We start from the raw sequence: 17332 nt of genomic DNA, 5'->3' as shown, positions 1-17332 counted from the left end.
CACCACCCCATACTGCCTCCTCGGCGGCCGGAAGGGATCACCGGTCAGCGGCGGACCGCCGCCCTGGCATCCACCTCCTGCTCCTCGAGGCCGACGGGCCAGGTGTGCACGGGGTCGCCCTTGTGCATCAGCTCGCTGTAGCGCCGGGTGGTGGCGGCCAGCGCGGCGTCGCGTTCCAGTCCGCCCGCGAGCGCGCGGTGGTACGTCTCCACCTGCCAGGTCGCCCCGTTCACCCGGCGCCGGCACCGCTCCTCGATGATCCCCAGGTAGTGGTCCCGGTCGGCGGGTTCGATGCCCCAGGCGTCGAGCCCGGCCGCCGCCATCGGCAGCAGCTCGTCCAGCACCAGCCGCACCGCGGGCACGCTCACCAGTCCCCCGGCCCGGCCCCGGCGCGGCCAGCGGATCCGCGCGTCGATCCCGTACCGGCAGGCCGCGTCGAAGTTGGCCTCCGCCTCCGCGAACGGCATCCGGGTCCACACCGGACGCTGCTCGTCCGCGAGGGTCCGTACGAGTCCGTAGTAGAAGGCGGCGTTGGCGACGACATCGGCCACGGTGGGCCCGGCCGGCAGCACCCGGTTCTCCACCCTCAGGTGCGGCACCCCGTCGGCGACCCCGTAGACGGGCCGGTTCCACCGGTAGACCGTGCCGTTGTGCAGCACCAGCTCCTGCAGGCTCGGCACCCCGCCCTCGGCGAGCACCCGCAGCGGCTCCTCCTCGTCGCAGATCGGCAGCAGGGACGGGAAGAAGCGGACGTTCTCGGCGAAGAGCTCGTACACCGAGTCCACCCACCGCTCCCCGAACCAGGTCCGCGGCCGCACCCCCTGCGCCTGGAGCTCGGGCGGCCGGGTGTCGGTGGCCTGGGTGAACAGCGGCGGACGCGACTCCCGCCACAGCTCGCGCCCGAACAGGAACGGCGAGTTGGCCCCCACCGCTATCTGTACGGCGGTCACCGCCTGCGCCGCGTTCCACACGTCGGAGAACCGGGCCGGGGTGACCTGGAGGTGCAGCTGTACGGAGGTACAGGCGGCTTCCGGCACGATCGACCCGGTGCTCCAGGTCAGCCGCTCGACCCCGTCGATGTCGAGCCGGAAGTCCTCTCCGCGCATCATCAGGATCTGCTCGTTCAGCAGTGAGTAGCGGTCCACCGCCGAGAGGTTGGCCAGGGCCAGGTCCGCGCGGGAGATGGTGGGCAGGATCCCGATCATCACGACGCCCGCGTCGATCTCCGCGGCCTGCCGGTGGGCGTAGTGCAGGCCCGCGCTCAGTTCCTCGGCGAGCTGGTCGAACACCCTGCCGTCGAGCCGGTGCGGGAGTACGTTCACCTCCAGATTGAACATTCCGAGTTCCGTCTGGAAATCGGGGCTGGCAATCCGCTCCAGTACCTGTGCATTCACCATGCGCGGCAAACCGTCGGCACCCGCGAGATTCAGCTCGATCTCCAGCCCCATCATGTTCTTGGGGCGATCGAACCTCTTCTCCGCCAGAAGCCGCTCCAGTCCCTCCAGGCACTCGTGAAGCTTCCTCCGATACCGATGCCGATCGGACAGGTCGAATCCGCCTGCCACGACCTTCTCCCCCATCGAAGCGTCCCTCCTCGAGTGGGCCTGGCACCCGGTGCACCCGGGCGCGCGTAACGTCGATGATGCCCAGGCCCCGTGATCGATAACGCCGGAGGGAGGGGCTTGGCGGGGAGCGCGCGCCGGTATGGCCAGATGGGCGCTCCGGCACATTCACCTGGCAACGCCCCGGACGCAAATTCCACCTCGCCTTTGCCGATTCCGGATAACCGAAGCTTTCCAGCCGAGCACCCTTCGGGTAACCTCCGAGGTCAGCGCGGCTTGTCCGTGCGAAACCGGCATGAATACCATGACAGCGGGTCCGGAAGGCGCCTTGCCGGCAATAGGCGGGACAGCTAGCCGAAACACTGCGTGAACACATGTCGTATAAACTCCGCAAACGAGGCAGAGAGTTGGCGCGCGGCCATTGCCCCAAAGCCCACCTCTGACCCCAGAATGCGACAGCGCCGTCCGTACCTTCCCCCGTACCACAGGTCTCCCAAGTGAGAGGCGACCCACCATGCCGCTGCATGTTCCCCCGGCTCCCGCGCCCGCCCTGCGCAGCGTCCTCGCGGCACTCGGTTCTCCCACCGCCGTCCACGAGGCACACACCCCGGCCCTGCGCTCCGTCCAGGGTCCGATGACCGCCGAACTCCCGCTTCCGGTCCACGTGCTCGACCGGCTGAGCGTGTCCGGCCACGCGAGCGCCGGCCGCCCGCCCCGCACCCGGCTCACCGGCTGGCGGTTCCTGATCCGCAGCGGCGACCGCTTCGTCGCGGCGGCCGACACCCGCCTCACCCCGGACGGCTGGGCCTTCTCCCACTTCTTCGAGGGCCCCTACGTGGCCGCCACCGAACGCGCCCTGCGCCAGGCGGAGTCCCTCGGCAAGAGCTACCAGCCGCGGCTGCTGTCCGTACCGGAGCTGTACATGCTGACCCTGTGGCTGCACGGGGCGGTCGGCGCCGACGCCTCCTCCGGCCTGCCCGCCGCCGCGGACCTGCTGGTGCCGCTGGCCCCGGCCCCGCCCGGGATCGCCGCGTACCGGCCGCATCCCGTGTCCGAGCTGCTGCCCGTCCTCATCCACCGGCTGACCCCGGCCGCCCCACCGGTCCCGCCCTCCCTGGCGGCCCCGGCTGCTTGACCCGGGTGACCCATTCGGCCTAGTCCGCTCGGGTCAATGCGAACCACCCGAAATGACAGGGGAGTTGGCCTGAACCGCCCGCACGGGTGATGCGTCCTCATTCCTAGAGGACAGCTGCCGGGAAATACCTGCGAAGCAGCCGTCCTGGGGGAACACTGAGGACATCCTCCCCGCAGGTGCGGGGACGACCCAGGGGGACGGCCATGAATCACGCATCGAGCCGTAGCGAACAGACCACACCGCAGCGAAAGAACCCATCCATGTGCCAGCACCAGCCTGCCTGCCCGTCATCAGAATCCGCCGACCGGGAGGCCGCGCGCCCGGTGGCCAACCACCCGGAACAGGGCTGGAGCCTGCTGTGCAACGGCGTCCTGCTCTTCGAGGACACCGGTGAGCTGCTGCCGGACGGACAGATCATCGCTCCGCACCGCCCGCTCGCGGCGGCCTAGGACGCACCGCACGACCCCGACGTACGTACGAAGAAGGGGCCGGCCCCGGAGCGAATGCTCCGGAACCGGCCCCTTCACCGTGTCACCGGCCCGTCAACGCCGGGCCGGCCCGCGTACTCAGTTGTCGTACTCGTCCAGCGGAGGGCAGGAGCAGACCAGGTTCCGGTCGCCGAAGGCGCCGTCGATCCGGCGCACCGGCGGCCAGTACTTCTCGGCCGCGGAGACCCCGGCCGGGAAGACGGCCTCGTCACGGCTGTACGGGTGGTTCCACTCGCCGCCCAGCGCCGCCGCGGTGTGCGGGGAGTTGGCCAGCGGGTTGTCGTCCACCGGCCACTCGCCGCCCGCGACCCGCTCGATCTCGGCGCGGATGGCGATCATCGCGTCGCAGAAACGGTCGATCTCGGCGAGGTCCTCGGACTCCGTCGGCTCGATCATCAGCGTGCCGGCCACCGGGAAGGACATGGTCGGCGCGTGGAAGCCGTAGTCGATCAGGCGCTTGGCGATGTCGTCGATGCTGACGCCCGTCGCCTTCGACAGGGGGCGCATGTCGATGATGCACTCGTGCGCGACCAGGTTGCCCGGGCCGGTGTAGAGCACCGGGTAGTGCGGCTCGAGGCGCTTGGCGATGTAGTTGGCGCCGAGCACGGCCACCTGGGTGGCGCGCTTGAGGCCCTCGCCACCCATCAGGCGGACGTACGACCAGGAGATCGGCAGGATACCGGCCGAACCCCACGGCGCGGCGGAGATCGGGCCGACGCCCGTCTCGGGGCCGGCGGTCGGCTGGAGCGGGTGGTTCGGGAGGTACGGGGCCAGGTGCGCCCGGACACCGACCGGGCCGACGCCCGGGCCGCCGCCGCCGTGCGGGATGCAGAAGGTCTTGTGCAGGTTCAGGTGCGAGACGTCGCCGCCGAAGTGACCCGGCTTGGCGAGGCCCACCAGGGCGTTCAGGTTGGCGCCGTCCACGTAGACCTGGCCGCCGGCCTCGTGCACCTGGGCGCAGATGTCGGCGACGTGCTCCTCGAACACACCGTGCGTCGACGGGTACGTGATCATGAGCACGGCGAGCTCGTCGCGGTACTGCTCGATCTTGGCGCGCAGGTCGTCCGCGTCCACCTCGCCGTCGTCGGCGGTCTTGACGACGACGACCTTCATGCCGGCCATCACGGCGCTGGCGGCGTTGGTGCCGTGTGCGGAGGACGGGATGAGGCAGATGGTGCGCTGCTCGTCGCCGTTCGCACGGTGGTAGGCGCGCACCGCCAGGAGGCCTGCGAGCTCGCCCTGGGAGCCGGCGTTCGGCTGGATGGAGACCTTGTCGTAGCCGGTGACCTCGCAGAGACGTTCCTCCAGCTCGGTGATGAGCGTGAGGTACCCCTCGGCCTGCTCCACCGGGGCGAAGGGGTGCAGCTGGCCGAACTCGGGCCAGGTGACCGGCTCCATCTCGGTGGTCGCGTTGAGCTTCATGGTGCAGGAGCCCAGCGGGATCATGCCGCGGTCCAGCGCGTAGTCCTTGTCCGCGAGCTTGCGCAGGTAGCGCAGCATCGCGGTCTCGGAGCGGTGCTGGTGGAAGACCGGGTGCGTCAGGTACGCGTCCGAGCGCAGCAGGCCCTCGGGCAGCGTGTCGGCGGTGGCCGAGTCCAGGGCCTCGATGTCGGCGCTGACCCCGAAGGCCGCCCAGACGGCGTCGAGGTCGGCGCGCAGGGTGGTCTCGTCGCAGGAGATCGAGACGTGGTCGGCGTCGGCCTGGAAGAGGTTGACCCCGCCCTCGCGGGCGGCGGCGACGACCTCGGCGGCCTTGCCGGGCACCCGGGCGGTGACCGTGTCGAAGAAGGAGCCGTGCTCCAGCTCGACCCCGCCGGCCGTCAGGCCCGCGGCGAGCAGCGCGGCGTAGCGGTGGGTGCGGCGGGCGATCGTCCGCAGGCCGTCCGGGCCGTGGTAGACGGCGTACATGCCGGCCATGACGGCGAGCAGCACCTGCGCGGTACAGATGTTGCTGGTGGCCTTCTCGCGGCGGATGTGCTGCTCGCGGGTCTGCAGGGCCAGGCGGTAGGCCTTGTTGCCGTCCGCGTCCACGGAGACGCCGACGAGGCGGCCGGGCAGCGAGCGGGCGTGCTTGGCCTGGACGGCCATGTAGCCGGCGTGCGGGCCGCCGAAGCCCATCGGGACGCCGAAGCGCTGGGTGGTGCCGACGGCGATGTCCGCGCCCAGCTCGCCCGGGGAGGTCAGCAGGGTCAGCGCGAGCAGGTCGGCGGAGACGGTGACGATCGCACCGAGCTCGTGGGCCTGGTCGATGACCGGCTTGATCTCGCGGACGGCGCCGGAGGCACCCGGGTACTGGAGCAGCACGCCGAAGACGCCGCGCTCGGCGATCTCGGCCGGAATGCCCTCGGACAGGTCCGCGACGACGACCTCGACGCCCGTCGGCTCGGCGCGGGTCTCGATCACGGCGATGGTCTGCGGCAGCGCGTCGGCGTCGATGAGGAAGACCCCGCCCTTGACCTTGCCCACGCGGCGGGCCAGCGACATGGCCTCGGCGGCCGCCGTGCCCTCGTCGAGCAGGGAGGCGCCGGAGGTCGGCAGCCCGGTCAGGTCGGCGACGAGGGTCTGGAAGTTCAGCAGCGCCTCGAGGCGGCCCTGGGAGATCTCCGGCTGGTACGGGGTGTACGCCGTGTACCAGGCCGGGTTCTCCATGACGTTGCGCAGGATCACCGGCGGGGTGAAGGTCCCGTAGTAGCCGAGACCGATCATCGACGACAGCACCTGGTTGCGGTCGGCCAGCGAGCGCAGCTCGGCCAGCACCTCGGCCTCGGTGCGCGCCTCGGGCAGGTTCAGCGCCTCGGCGGTCTTGATCACATCCGGTACCGCGGCGGCGGTGAGCTCGTCCAGGGAGCCGTAGCCCACCTGAGCGAGCATCTTCGCCTGCGCTTCGGCGTCCGGGCCGATGTGGCGCTGCTCGAAGGGGATGCCTCGCTCAAGCTGAGAGAGCGGAATGCGGTTGGCGGTCATAACGGAGGCCTCCTGGTCGTATGACCTGCGAGGGGCACCACGGCGCGGGCACCCGGACGGCCTCCCCCTCTGTCATCTCAACCTGAGAGCTTCACCGGAGTCGCGGGGTTCTCCCGAGAGTTCCGGCTTTCACCGTCGGTGAGGAGAGGTACCGGTACTGCGGAACCGGTGCCTGCCCCTGCTTTCCAGAGTGGCCTCGTCACGTGCGGTACGTATGCCTGAGAGATTCCGGGGAGGATTTGCTCCTTCGGCGCCTCCGTCGAACTCACTCGGAGGACTCTCCCGCACAGGGTCAACAGCCGTCACCCAGCCTACCAGCGAGGATCTCGACCCTCCCTCGAGTGGCCCCCTCTCCAAATATGCACTTCTGTAGTCATTACGGATGAGCTGTGAACCACTGCGACCGTACGGAGGGAACGTGCAGACCGACATCGATCCGCGCAGCCTGATCGGCCGCAAGGCGTTCGACCGCAACGGAGCCAAGATCGGCACCGTGGACGAGGTGTACCTCGACGACGCCACGGGCGTCCCGGAGTGGGCCGCCGTCCGGACCGGCCTCTTCGGGCGCGACGCCTTCGTCCCCCTGGAACCCAGCGAGGTGGTGGACGACGCCCTGCGCGTGCCCTTCGAGCGCTCCCTGATCAAGGAGGCCCCCGACTTCGGGGTCGGCCGCCACCTCTCCCCCGAGCAGGAGCTCCAGCTGTACCACCACTACGGACTGGACGTCACCCTCCCCTCCGACTTCCAGAACCCCCGCCCCCGCCCCCAGGACACCGCCTAGTCACTGCCCACGAGGGGCAGCGGATCGGAGTCCTCCAGCTCGGGGTCGTCCAGCCGGAAGGTGCGGACGCGCCCCGGCGGCGAGCCGGGCCGCTCGAACCGCACGGTGACCCGGCCGACGCCGCTGCCCTGCACCCACCCCGGCCCGTACACCGCGTGCCGTACGTCGCTCCCCGCGGCCCAGTGCCGCACGGGAGCGGCCTCGGCGCCCTCCAGGGCCGCCGCCGCACCCTCCAGGGCCGCCGCCGCACCCTCCAGGGGCCCGCGCTCCCCGGGGGGCGCCCCGGCGGCCTCCTCGGCGCCTGCCGGCCCGGCGGCCTCCGCCTCCGCCCCCGCCTCCCCCTCGGCGGCCAGCGCGAGGGCGAACAGGTCCTCCTGGGTGTAGTCCGCGAGACCCGTCACCCCGACCCCCAGCAGCCGCACCCCGCCGGTGGTGTCCACGCCCTCCAGCAGCCGCGCCGCCGCCTCCCGCACCACCGCCGGATCGTCGGTCGGCCCGCGCAGGGTCTCGGAGCGGGTCAGCGTCGAGAAGTCGTACCGGCGCACCTTCAGGACGATGGTCCGCCCCGAGTGCCCCGAGGCCCGCAGCCGGCCCACGCAGCGGTCGGCGAGCCGCTGCACCTCGTTCCGGATCCGTACCCGGTCGTGCAGGTCCACGTCGAAGGTGTCCTCCACCGACACGGACTTCGCGTCGCGCTCCGCGACCACCGGCCGGTCGTCCAGCCCCAGGGCCATCCGGTAGAGCCCGACCCCGTGCGCCCGGCCCACCATCCGCACCAGCTCGTCCTCACCGGCCTCGGCCAGCTCCCCCACGGTGGTGATACCGGCCCGGCGCAGGTGCTCCCCGGTGGCCGGCCCCACCCCGGGCAGGGTGCGCACCGACATGGGCGCGAGCAGCTCCCGCTCGGTCCCCGGCTCGATCAGCAGCAGTCCGTCGGGCTTGGCCTCCTCGGAGGCCACCTTGGCCAGCATCTTGGACCCGGCCAGCCCCACCGAGCCGCTGAGTCCCGTGGCGGCCCGGATGTCCGCCCGCAGCCGCTCCCCGGTGGCCCGCGCGCCCGCCGCGTCGAAGGCCGCCCCGCCCGCTTCCAGGTCCACGAAGGCCTCGTCCAGGCTGAGCGGCTCCACCAGCGGTGACAGCTCCCGCAGCAGGCCCATGACCAGCTCGCTGACCTCGCGGTAGAGGGTGAAGCGCGGAATCAGGTAGGCGCCGTTCGGGCAGAGCCGGCGGGCCTGCGCGGTCGGCATCGCCGAGTGCACCCCGAAGCGCCGGGCCTCGTAGGAGGCGGTGGCCACCACACCGCGCGGGCCGAGCCCTCCGACGATCACGGCCTTACCGCGCAGGCTGGGCTTCGACGCCTGCTCCACGGAGGCGTAGAAGGCGTCCATGTCCAGATGCAGGATGGTCGGCGCGGCTCTCACAGCACCGATGCTGCCCTATGCCACTGACAACGCGGTGATCCCGATGCGCGTGGGTCAGACGGCCCGGTTCCGGCGGGCCGCCAGCTCGTCGGCCGGGTTGTTGCCCACCAGGGTCTCCCCCGTGTCCACGCGCTCCCCGTGCAGCTGCGACAGCGCGCCCTCCACGTCGCGCCAGACGACGCCCACCGCGATGCCGAAGACGCCCTGACCGCCCTGGAGCAGGCTCACGACCTGGTCCGGCGAGGTGCACTCGTACACGGTCGCGCCGTCGCTCATCAGCGTCATGCGCTCCAGGTCGGAGAAGCCCCGGTCCCGCAGGTGCTGCACCGCGGTGCGGATGTTCTGCAGCGCCACCCCGGTGTCCAGGAAGCGCTTGACGATCTTGAGGACCACCACGTCGCGGAAGCTGTACAGCCGCTGGGTGCCCGACCCGTACGCGGGCCGGACACTGGGCTCCACCAGCCCGGTCCTCGCCCAGTAGTCGAGCTGCCGGTAGGTGATCCCGGCGGCGGCGCACGCCGTCGGTCCGCGGTAGCCGACCTGCTCGGGTGCCGGGTCGTCGCCCACCGGTCCGACCGGCGTCGACGCCGGCTGACGGTGCGCGGCACCGGCCGTGCCGCCGTGCAGCGGGTACGGCCCACCATCGCTCCGCGCGGGGGTGCCCCCGGTCGTACCGTCGCCCGTGATCCTCACGCCGACCCTCCGTCCTTGACCTGCCACCTTGAAGGTAGGCAGTGACCAGGGGTGCGTCAACGATCGCCACACTCGGCACGCCGAGTGATAATCACCCTGAGAGTGGTTTCCCGTACCCCATTGCGGGGAAAGGCTACTCGAATGGGCTGACAGTTCCCGGTGGACGACGCGACCCGCCTGCGGCGACCCTGCCGTCTGCTGCGCCGTTTACTGCGCCGATTACTGTGCCGATTACTGGGGGCCCGTACCGAAGTCCTCGGGAGAGATCTGGTCGAGGAACTCGCGGAACTTCTCCACCTCGTCCTCCTGCTCGTCGGGAATGGCGATTCCGGCGTCGTCCAGCACACCGTCACTGCCGTAGATCGGCGTCCCCGTCCGCAGGGCCAGCGCTATGGCGTCCGACGGCCGCGCGCTCACCTCCACCCCACTGGCGAAGACCAGCTCCGCGTAGAAGACGCCCTCCCGCAGATCCGTGATCCGGACCTCGGTGAGCTCCTCACCGACCGCCTCCAGCACGTCCTTGAACAGGTCGTGCGTCAGCGGCCGGGCAGGGGCCATGCCCTGCTGAGCGAAGGCAATGGCGGTCGCCTCCCCAGGACCGATCCAGATGGGGAGGTACCGGTCGCCTCCCACTTCACGCAGGAGCACGATCGGTTGGTTGGAGGGCATTTCCACCCGGACACCCACAACGTCGAGCTCGTTCACACAGCAACCCTAGGACCTGCCCGGCAGGTTTGGGTAGTCGGGGCTCCCCCGGGACCTGTCCGGTCAGTGCAGACGGACCCCGAGAGCGGTCTGGACCAGGGCCTCGTGGAGCCGTACGGACAGCCCCGCGAGCTCCCTGGTCGTGGCCTCGGCATGCGCCCGGGTCTGCGGGTTGCGGTGGCGGCGCAGCGGGGCGACGAGCTGCTCCACCAGACCGGCCTCCCGGTCCGCCGCCGCCTTCATGCCCCGCAGGTGACGGGGCTCGAGCCCGAATCGACCGAGATCCGCGATCAGCCGGGCCACGGTGACCGTCTCGGCGTCGAATCCACCGCCCGGCGCCTCGGAGATGAGCCCGTACGACTCCCACTCCACGAGCTGCACCTCGTCCACCTCCGCGGCGGCGATCAGCTCGGCCCGGCCCACCCGGGCCACCGTGGGCCGCTCCCCGCCCGCCTCGCCGTACCCGGCGGAAGGACCGGCGGGATCCACGGACTCCCCGTGCGCGGCCGGCGCCGGGATGCGGATCTGCTCGCCTCGGTCGAGCGCGTCGAGCTGCTCCCGGATGACCTTCAGCGGCAGGTAGTGGTCACGCTGCAGCCGCAGGATGCGCCCGAGCCGCTCCACGTCGCCCGTGCTGAACTTGCGGTATCCGGACGGTGTGCGCCTGGGCTCGACGAGCCCCTCCGCCTCCAGGAAGCGGATCTTCGAAATGGTCACTTCGGGGAACTCGTCCCGCAGCATGGTCAGCACCGTTCCGATGCTGACCAGCTGCCCGGCCGAGCCGGCGGTGCCGTTCTTGGGGGCACCGCCCGTCGGGGTACGCAGCATGGAACCTTCCCTGGGGTCCCCCCGGACGGTGTCCGGGGGTGGGGGTCCCCCCGGACGGTGTCCGGGAGAGTCAGATGCCCCGCAGGCTCGCGTAGAAGACCAGCCGGTACTTGCCGATCTGCACCTCGTCGCCGTTGTGCAGGGCGACCGAGTCGATCGGCTCACGGTTCACGTACGTGCCGTTGAGGCTGCCCACGTCGGAGACGGTGAAGCCGCCGTCCTGGCTCCTGCGGAACTCGACATGCAGACGGGAGACGGTGATGTCGTCCAGGAAGATGTCGCTCTGCGGGTGCCGGCCCGCCGTGGTCAGTTCGCCGTCCAGCAGGAAGCGGCTGCCCGAGTTGGGTCCGCGCCGCACGATCAGCAGGGCGGAACCGGGGGGCAGCGCCTCCACCGCGGCCTGGGCCTCGGGGGAGAGCGAGGACGACACGTGCTGTCCCGACGCCTCGGCCTCGTAGGCCTCGAGGCCCGAGATCGAGATCGTGGACGTGGTCTCCGAGGCACGCTCCGGCGTCAGACCCGGCCGCAGCGGCGCCCCGCAGTTGGAGCAGAAACGGCTCGCCGCATCGCTGCGGTGCCCGCACCTGCCACACGTCTGCTCGGCCGACATGGACGGCTCCTCGCGCCGCGGCTGCCCCGCGGAGGCATTGGTGGCATACGGGTCGGGGGTAAACCCTCCACCCGCACTTGAGGTTGATGGTTCACCGAAACCTATGCGTCCGGAACCGGCAGGGTCAACAGCCGACGCGCCGTACGCGCCCGAATTGTCACCCGGGCCGGCCACCTCGTCGCGGAAGAGCGGCCTGTCGCCCTGCCCTTCCGCATCCGGCTGCCCCGCGCGGTGCCGCGCAGCACCGCTTTCCTCGTTCTTCTTCTTGCCGAACAACTTCTCAAACAACTTCACGGGCGATTCCCCTTGACCGAAACAGACCCGCCCGTGGGGCAGGACGAACTCTGCATACACACACCTGCCGACCCGGACATTCTGACAACGTCCGTAACCACCAGACAGTTTCCACCACGCACGGCGACTTCCGTGCGTCGACCCCCCGCAGGCACCGGCCCGCGTGAGCCTGTCCACATTCCACTCCGCATCACGGCGATGACGACCGAGCGTAGTCAGGCTGCTTCGCAGCCCGCAAGGCATCCACAACGATCTTCGCCGACCGTGTGACGGCGACCGTGGCCTGTTCCTTCTCCATGGTCTGCACGACACCACCCGGGATGTTGAGCGCCGGCTCCAGATCCTGCGGTTTGCCGATCACCTTGAACTCATAGGGCTGTGTGATCTTCTTACCGTCGATCCCGATCCCGCCGCCCTCGTCCGAAAAGTACGAGCCCGCCACGATGCGCACGCCGTTGATCTGGATCGCCTCGGCCCCGGCCGCCCGCAGCTCCTGGAGGGTGTCCAGCAACTGGTCGGACCGCACCTGGCCCTTGGTGTCGGTGATCCGCAGCGTGATGCCCGGGCCCTGTGCGGCCACCGTACCGGCCAGGATGCCCAGTTGGCGCTCCTTCTCAACCGTCTGTCTGCGCGCTTCCTCGGCCTGGTTGGAGCTGCTCTGCAGCTCCTTGCGCTGGTCGTCCAGCTGCTGCTTCTCGTCCTCCAGGCGCTGGGTGCGCCCGTCCAGCTCGTCGAGGATCCGTACGAGGTCCTCCTGGCGGGCACCGCGCAGCGGCGCGCTGGAGTCGCTGTTCGAGCGGACCTGGATCGCGAGCCCGAGGCCCAGGACGAACAGCAGCAGCGCGACGATCAGTTGGGCCCGGCTGAACCGCGGCGGCCACAGCCCGGCCGCCAGGCGCTGGCGCCCGGTCTCCTCCGGCACGGCCGGCTCGGGCTGCGGGGAGCGGGATTCGGGCTGCTCGGGTACGTCCGGCTCGCCGGGCGGGGTGTTTTCCGTACTCATCGGCCTCACGCCCGGAAGACGTGCCGGCGGATGGCCGCGGCGTTGGAGAAGATCCGGATGCCGAGGACGACGACCACACCCGTCGACAGCTGCGAGCCGACGCCCAGCTTGTCTCCGAGGAAGACGATCAGCGCGGCCACGACCACGTTCGACAGGAACGACACCACGAAGACCTTGTCGACGAAGATGCCGTCCAGCATCGCGCGCAGACCGCCGAACACCGCGTCGAGCGCGGCCACCACGGCGATCGGCAGATAAGGCTCCACCACGGCCGGCACTTCGGGCCGGACCAGAAGCCCGACCACCACTCCGGCCACGAGGCCCAGTACCGCGATCACGATGCACCCTTCTTCGGCTCTTCTGCTGTGGCTGTGCGGACGGTCAGACTCGACGCCGCCGGCAGCCTCACCTCGTCCATCGGGGACAGGCTGTAGCGAATCCCGTAGCTCTCCTGCAGCACGTGCAGGTACTGACCGTCCACGGAGTCCTGGAACGTGGTCCCGAGCCGCTTCTTGTCACCCACCGCGAGCACCTCGTACGGCGGCACCAGCGGCTTGTTGTCGACCAGTATCGCGTCACCCGCGGCCCGGATCGCCGACAGCGCCGTCAGCCGCTGACCGTTGATCGAGACGGCCTCCGCGCCCGCCTGCCAGAGCCCGTTGACGATCCGCTGCATGTCACGGTCCCTCACCCGGCCGGTGTTCGAGAACCCCGCGCTCTCGCGCGGGCCACCACCGCCGCCCGACGAGGCGCCCTTGGCATCGTCCACCACCAGCTTGACGCCAGGACCACGCACCTCGGTTGCACCCGCCAGCAACTCCACCAGCCTGCCCCGCTCGCCGACCTGCTGCTTCAGCGCCGCGCGCTGCCGGTCCGCGACCTCGGTCCGCAGCCGCTCCATGTCCCGCTCAAGACCGTCCGCGTGATCGTCGGCACGCTGCACCCGGTCGATCAGCTCCTGGCGCTCCTTGGCCAGCACCGGCGCCGCTATCCGCGCCTGCGCGGCACCCAGCGTGACCACCATCGCGGCGACGACGAGCCCGGCCGCGAGCCCCAGCTTGGCCTTGAGGGTACGGGGCAGCCCCGCCGTACCGTCCGCCTCGCGCCGGGCCGCGGCCTCCGCATAGCCCTCGTCGAGGCTGTGGTCCATCACGTGCGTCAGCAGCGACATGGACGCGTCCGGGCGCGCGGGCGGTGTGGCCGAACTCCGGTTGTTGGGAGGCTGCGACATGCCGCACATCGTCGCATGTCGGCACCGCCCACACCGAATGCGCTCGTCCGGCGGGCCGGGCCGGGTGACTCCCCGCACCCGGCCCACCGAAATCGCGTCCGGCACCGGACGCGCGCCGGTCAGTGCTGCCCGGCTCCGTCCACCACCGCGCCCCACTCGTCGAGCAGCGCCTGCGCGGAGGCGTCGTCGGGACCTTCGGCCCACAGGTGGGTGACCGCCTCCGCCGGGTCCGGCAGGACGAGCGCCCACCGCCCGTCGGCCTCCACCACGCGCACCCCGTCGGTGGTGTCCACCTGCCGGTCGCCGGCCGCCTCCACGACCCGCCGCATGACGAGCCCCTTCGCCGCCCACGGCGTGGGCACGTCCCGCTTGAGCACGTGCGCGCGCGGAATGCGGGCGTCGATCTGGCTCAGGGTGAGCTGCGTCCGCGCCACCAGCCCGATCAGCTGCACGAAGGCCGCCGAGCCGTCGAAGACGCTGCTGAACTCCGGGACGATGAAACCGCCCCGGCCGTCCCCGCCGAAGATCGTGGTCTCCTCACGGCCCACCCGGGTCAGGTCGTCGGGCGAGGTCGTCGTCCACTCCACCTGGGTCCCGTGGTACGCCGCCACCTGCTCGGCGACGCGCGTCGTGGTCACCGGCAGGGCCACCTTGCCGCTGCGCTTCTCCGCGGCCACCAGGTCCAGGAGCACGAGCAGCGCCCGGTCGTCCTCGATGATCCGCCCGCGCTCGTCCACCAGGGAGATCCGCTCGCCCACCGGGTCGAACCGCACCCCGAAGGCCGCCCGGGCCGAGGCCACGATCTCCCCGAGCCGCACCAGCCCGGCCCGCCGGGTCTCCCGGGTCTCGGTCGGCCTGGACTCGTCGAGACCGGGGTTGATCGTCAGCGCGTCGACGCCGAGCCGGCCGAGCAGGCTCGGCAGCACGAGGCCGGCGCTGCCGTTCGAGGCGTCCACGACCACCTTGAGCCCGGAATCGGCGATCCCGGTGGTGTCCACCCGCCGCAGCAGCGAGCCCGTGTACGAGTCGAAGACGCTCGACGGGAACTGCAGGTCACCGATCTCCCCGGGGAAGGCACGCCGGTACTCCTGACGTGCGTACACCCGGTCCAGCTTGCGCTGCTGCGCCTGCGAGAGGTCGGCTCCCCGCTCGTCGAGGAACATGATGTCCACCGAGTCCGGCACCCCGGGCGAGGTCCGGATCACGATCCCGCCGGCCGCGCCGCGGGCCGTCTGCTGCCGGGCCACCGGCAGCGGTACGTTCTCCAGGTCGCGCACGTCGATGGCGCTGGCCTGGAGCGCCGAGATCACCGCCCGCTTGAGCGCTCTCGCGCCCCGGGAGTGGTCACGGGCCGTGGTGACGATCGCACCCTTCTTCAGGGTCGTCGCGTAGGCGCCCGCCAGCTTCACCACCAGCTCGGGTGTGATCTCCACGTTCAGGATCCCGGAGACGCCCCGGGCACCGAACAGGTGTGCCTGGCCGCGCGACTCCCAGATCACCGAGGTGTTGACGAAGGCACCGGCCTCGATCGTCTTGAACGGGTAGACCCGTACGTTGCCCTGAACAATGGATTCTTCACCCACCAGGCACTCGTCACCGATGACGGCTCCGTCTTCGATCCGGGCGGCCCGCATGATGTCGGTGTTCTTGCCGATGACGCAGCCGCGCAGGTTGCTGTGCGGCCCGATGTAGACGTTGTCGTGGACGACGGCCTTGTGGAGGAAGGCCCCGCTCTTGACGACGACGTTCGACCCGATGACGGTGTGCTCTCGGATCTCCACCCCGGCCTCGACCTTGGCGTAGTCCCCGATGTACAGCGGCCCGCGCAGCACCGCGTCCGGGCTGACCTCGGCTCCTTCGGCGATCCACACGCCGGGCGAGATCTCGAAGCCGTCCATGTCGACCTGGACCTTGCCCTCGAGCACGTCGGCCTGCGCCTTGACGTAGCTCTCGTGCGTGCCGACGTCCTCCCAGTAGCCCTCGGCCACGTAGCCGTAGATCGGCCGGCCTTCCTTCATCAGCTGCGGGAAGACGTCGCCGGACCAGTCGACCGAGACGTCCGGGTCGACGTAGTTGAAGATCTCCGGCTCCATCACGTAGATGCCGGTGTTGATGGTGTCCGAGAACACCTGTCCCCAGGTGGGCTTCTCGAGGAAGCGCTCGACCTTCCCCTCCTCGTCCACGATGGTGATGCCGAATTCCAGCGGGTTCGGCACCCGGGTCAGGCACACCGTGACCAGTGCGCCCTTCTCCTTGTGGAAATTGATGAGGTCGGTGAGGTCGAAGTCGGTCAGCGCGTCGCCCGAGATGACGAGGAACGTGTCGTCCTTCAAGGCCTCCTCGGCATTCTTCACGCTGCCGGCGGTGCCGAGTGGCTTCTCCTCGTTGGCGTAGGTGAGCTCCATCCCGAGCTCCTCGCCGTCACCGAAGTAGTTCTTGACGAGGGACGCCAGAAACTGCACCGTGACCACGGTCTCGCTGAGCCCATGCCGCTTGAGCAGCCTCAGCACGTGCTCCATGATCGGCCGGTTCGCCACCGGCAGGAGCGGCTTGGGCATGCTTGAGGTCATGGGGCGAAGCCGCGTACCTTCGCCACCGGCCATCACGACGGCCTTCATGTCGGAAGAGTCCTCCTAGAGAGATGACGGTCTAGCCGACCTCACCCGTCTCGGACGGATACTCCGCTACTCCTCCGCGTCAGTACCGGCGCCGAGCGAGCTCAATCGGCCGTGGCATCCGCCCTGACCAGACGGCGGACTTGCACCACGTAAAGGATTCCTGCCCACCAATAGAGCGTTGTACCCCAACCTGCGAACGCCCATCCGAAAACGGACGCCATCCAGGCCAACCAGCCCGTACCGTCACTGAGCAGCAGGAGGGGGAAGGCATACATCAGGTTGAAGGTCGCGGCCTTGCCGAGGAAGTTGACCTGCGGCGGCGGATAGCCGTGCCGGCGCAGGATCCACACCATGACCAGCAGCATTGCCTCACGGGCCAGCAGCGCCGCGGTGAGCCACAGGGGCAGGATCTCCCGCCAGGTCAGGCCAAAGAGCGTGGTCAGGACGTAGAGACGGTCCGCAGCGGGGTCCAGCAGCCGGCCCAGTTTGCTGATCTGATTCCAGCGGCGCGCGAGTTTTCCGTCGAGGTAGTCACTGATCCCGCTGAGCATGAGAACGGCCAGCGCCCATCCGTCGTACCTCTCCAGGATCAGCCAGAGGAACAGCGGCACGCCGACGAGACGAGCCATGCTGAGGATGTTCGGAATGGTGAAAATTCGGTCAGTCTGAACCCGAGTCTCCTGGACCTCCACCCGGGGGCCTCCACTGTGACGCTAGAAATGGTCGAATCGATGCCCCCTGACCCTACAGGAGTCCACGAGCGGGGCCGCTGGCCCGTCAAGGGTCCAGAACGCAGAAAAGCCCCGCACCATGAGGTGCGGGGCTTTCCCACAATGATTGTTCGGCGGCGTCCTACTCTCCCACAGGGTCCCCCCTGCAGTACCATCGGCGCTGAAAGGCTTAGCTTCCGGGTTCGGAATGTAAACCGGGCGTTTCCCTAACGCTATGACCACCGAAACACTATGAAGTTAACCAACCGGGCATAAACACGGTCGTTAC

Annotated in this window: 15 protein-coding genes, 1 rRNA gene and 1 riboswitch; of the genes, 3 read left to right on the top strand and 13 right to left on the bottom strand. The window is 70.1% G+C overall.

Annotated elements, in window-relative coordinates; all coding sequences use genetic code 11:
• Nucleotides 1–44: 44 nt before the first annotated feature.
• Nucleotides 45–1580, bottom strand: a complete 1536-nt coding sequence (locus tag OOK34_RS24395) for a glutamate-cysteine ligase family protein (protein WP_267035982.1) — start codon at nt 1578–1580, stop codon at nt 45–47.
• Between the two features lie 496 nt (nt 1581–2076).
• On the opposite strand from OOK34_RS24395, the gene OOK34_RS24390 reads away from it, so the two are divergent.
• Together OOK34_RS24390 and OOK34_RS24385 are read left to right on the top strand one after the other, a co-directional pair.
• Complete coding sequence (locus OOK34_RS24390) at nt 2077–2697, top strand: hypothetical protein (protein ID WP_267035981.1); 621 nt, start codon at nt 2077–2079, stop codon at nt 2695–2697.
• Between the two features lie 260 nt (nt 2698–2957).
• Complete coding sequence (locus OOK34_RS24385; RefSeq protein WP_007262885.1) at nt 2958–3146, top strand: DUF5999 family protein; 189 nt, start codon at nt 2958–2960, stop codon at nt 3144–3146.
• A 117-nt stretch (nt 3147–3263) separates the two neighbouring features.
• Here the strand turns inward: OOK34_RS24385 and gcvP are convergent, their stop codons facing one another.
• Nucleotides 3264–6149, bottom strand: a complete 2886-nt coding sequence (gene gcvP, locus OOK34_RS24380; protein WP_267035980.1) for an aminomethyl-transferring glycine dehydrogenase — start codon at nt 6147–6149, stop codon at nt 3264–3266.
• A gap of 196 nt (nt 6150–6345) precedes the next feature.
• Nucleotides 6346–6444: riboswitch (glycine riboswitch) on the bottom strand.
• Between the two features lie 123 nt (nt 6445–6567).
• Between gcvP and OOK34_RS24375 the strand changes: the two genes are divergently transcribed.
• Entirely contained in the window at nt 6568–6930 is a 363-nt protein-coding gene (locus tag OOK34_RS24375; RefSeq protein WP_267035979.1) for a PRC-barrel domain-containing protein, read from the top strand.
• Here the strand turns inward: OOK34_RS24375 and OOK34_RS24370 are convergent.
• The 11 genes from OOK34_RS24370 to rrf form a co-directional block, all read right to left on the bottom strand.
• On the bottom strand, nt 6927–8351 hold the full coding sequence (locus OOK34_RS24370; RefSeq protein ID WP_267035978.1) for a DNA polymerase IV: 1425 nt from the start codon (nt 8349–8351) through the stop codon (nt 6927–6929). The two genes, OOK34_RS24375 and OOK34_RS24370, sit on opposite strands and share 4 nt — an antisense overlap.
• A gap of 54 nt (nt 8352–8405) precedes the next feature.
• Nucleotides 8406–9044 carry a MerR family transcriptional regulator gene (locus OOK34_RS24365; protein WP_267035977.1) on the bottom strand — a complete coding sequence of 213 codons (639 nt, stop codon included), beginning with the start codon at nt 9042–9044 and terminating at the stop codon, nt 8406–8408.
• Between the two features lie 231 nt (nt 9045–9275).
• The gene (locus tag OOK34_RS24360; protein ID WP_007262890.1) at nt 9276–9749 is read right to left on the bottom strand and encodes a bifunctional nuclease family protein; all 474 of its coding nucleotides are present in this window, start codon (nt 9747–9749) and stop codon (nt 9276–9278) included.
• Nucleotides 9750–9812: 63 nt separating this feature from the next.
• Nucleotides 9813–10577: a MerR family transcriptional regulator gene (locus tag OOK34_RS24355; protein WP_267035976.1), complete on the bottom strand. Its 765-nt coding sequence runs from the start codon at nt 10575–10577 to the stop codon at nt 9813–9815.
• Between the two features lie 70 nt (nt 10578–10647).
• Nucleotides 10648–11541: an FHA domain-containing protein gene (locus OOK34_RS24350; RefSeq protein ID WP_267035975.1), complete on the bottom strand. Its 894-nt coding sequence runs from the start codon at nt 11539–11541 to the stop codon at nt 10648–10650.
• 130 nt (nt 11542–11671) lie between these two features.
• On the bottom strand, nt 11672–12484 hold the full coding sequence (locus tag OOK34_RS24345) for a DUF881 domain-containing protein (protein ID WP_267035974.1): 813 nt from the start codon (nt 12482–12484) through the stop codon (nt 11672–11674).
• A 5-nt stretch (nt 12485–12489) separates the two neighbouring features.
• On the bottom strand, nt 12490–12822 hold the full coding sequence (locus OOK34_RS24340) for a small basic family protein (RefSeq protein ID WP_030158423.1): 333 nt from the start codon (nt 12820–12822) through the stop codon (nt 12490–12492).
• Nucleotides 12819–13724: a DUF881 domain-containing protein gene (locus OOK34_RS24335; protein WP_267035973.1), complete on the bottom strand. Its 906-nt coding sequence runs from the start codon at nt 13722–13724 to the stop codon at nt 12819–12821. The genes OOK34_RS24340 and OOK34_RS24335 overlap by 4 nt, the downstream gene beginning before the upstream one ends.
• Nucleotides 13725–13834: 110 nt before the next feature.
• Nucleotides 13835–16333, bottom strand: a complete 2499-nt coding sequence (locus OOK34_RS24330; RefSeq protein WP_267035972.1) for a mannose-1-phosphate guanyltransferase — start codon at nt 16331–16333, stop codon at nt 13835–13837.
• Between the two features lie 101 nt (nt 16334–16434).
• Entirely contained in the window at nt 16435–17025 is a 591-nt protein-coding gene (locus OOK34_RS24325; protein ID WP_267035971.1) for a CDP-alcohol phosphatidyltransferase family protein, read from the bottom strand.
• Between the two features lie 147 nt (nt 17026–17172).
• Nucleotides 17173–17290: ribosomal RNA gene (gene rrf / locus OOK34_RS24320) — 5S ribosomal RNA — on the bottom strand.
• Between the last annotated feature and the right edge of the window lie 42 nt (nt 17291–17332).

Source organism: Streptomyces sp. NBC_00091 (genome assembly GCF_026343185.1).
Classification (GTDB): domain Bacteria; phylum Actinomycetota; class Actinomycetes; order Streptomycetales; family Streptomycetaceae; genus Streptomyces.
This window is presented reverse-complemented; position numbering and strand designations above follow the sequence as displayed.

Excerpts from the sequence above, each read along its gene's own strand:
- OOK34_RS24395 (WP_267035982.1), bottom strand. The coding sequence starts at position 1,580 with ATGGGGGAGAAGGTCGTGGCAGGCGGATTCGACCTGTCCGATCGGCAT.
- OOK34_RS24390 (WP_267035981.1), top strand. The coding sequence starts at position 2,077 with ATGCCGCTGCATGTTCCCCCGGCTCCCGCGCCCGCCCTGCGCAGCGTC.
- OOK34_RS24385 (WP_007262885.1), top strand. The coding sequence starts at position 2,958 with ATGTGCCAGCACCAGCCTGCCTGCCCGTCATCAGAATCCGCCGACCGG.
- gcvP (WP_267035980.1), bottom strand. The coding sequence starts at position 6,149 with ATGACCGCCAACCGCATTCCGCTCTCTCAGCTTGAGCGAGGCATCCCC.
- OOK34_RS24355 (WP_267035976.1), bottom strand. The coding sequence starts at position 10,577 with ATGCTGCGTACCCCGACGGGCGGTGCCCCCAAGAACGGCACCGCCGGC.
- OOK34_RS24345 (WP_267035974.1), bottom strand. The coding sequence starts at position 12,484 with ATGAGTACGGAAAACACCCCGCCCGGCGAGCCGGACGTACCCGAGCAG.
- OOK34_RS24335 (WP_267035973.1), bottom strand. The coding sequence starts at position 13,724 with ATGTGCGGCATGTCGCAGCCTCCCAACAACCGGAGTTCGGCCACACCG.
- OOK34_RS24330 (WP_267035972.1), bottom strand. The coding sequence starts at position 16,333 with ATGAAGGCCGTCGTGATGGCCGGTGGCGAAGGTACGCGGCTTCGCCCC.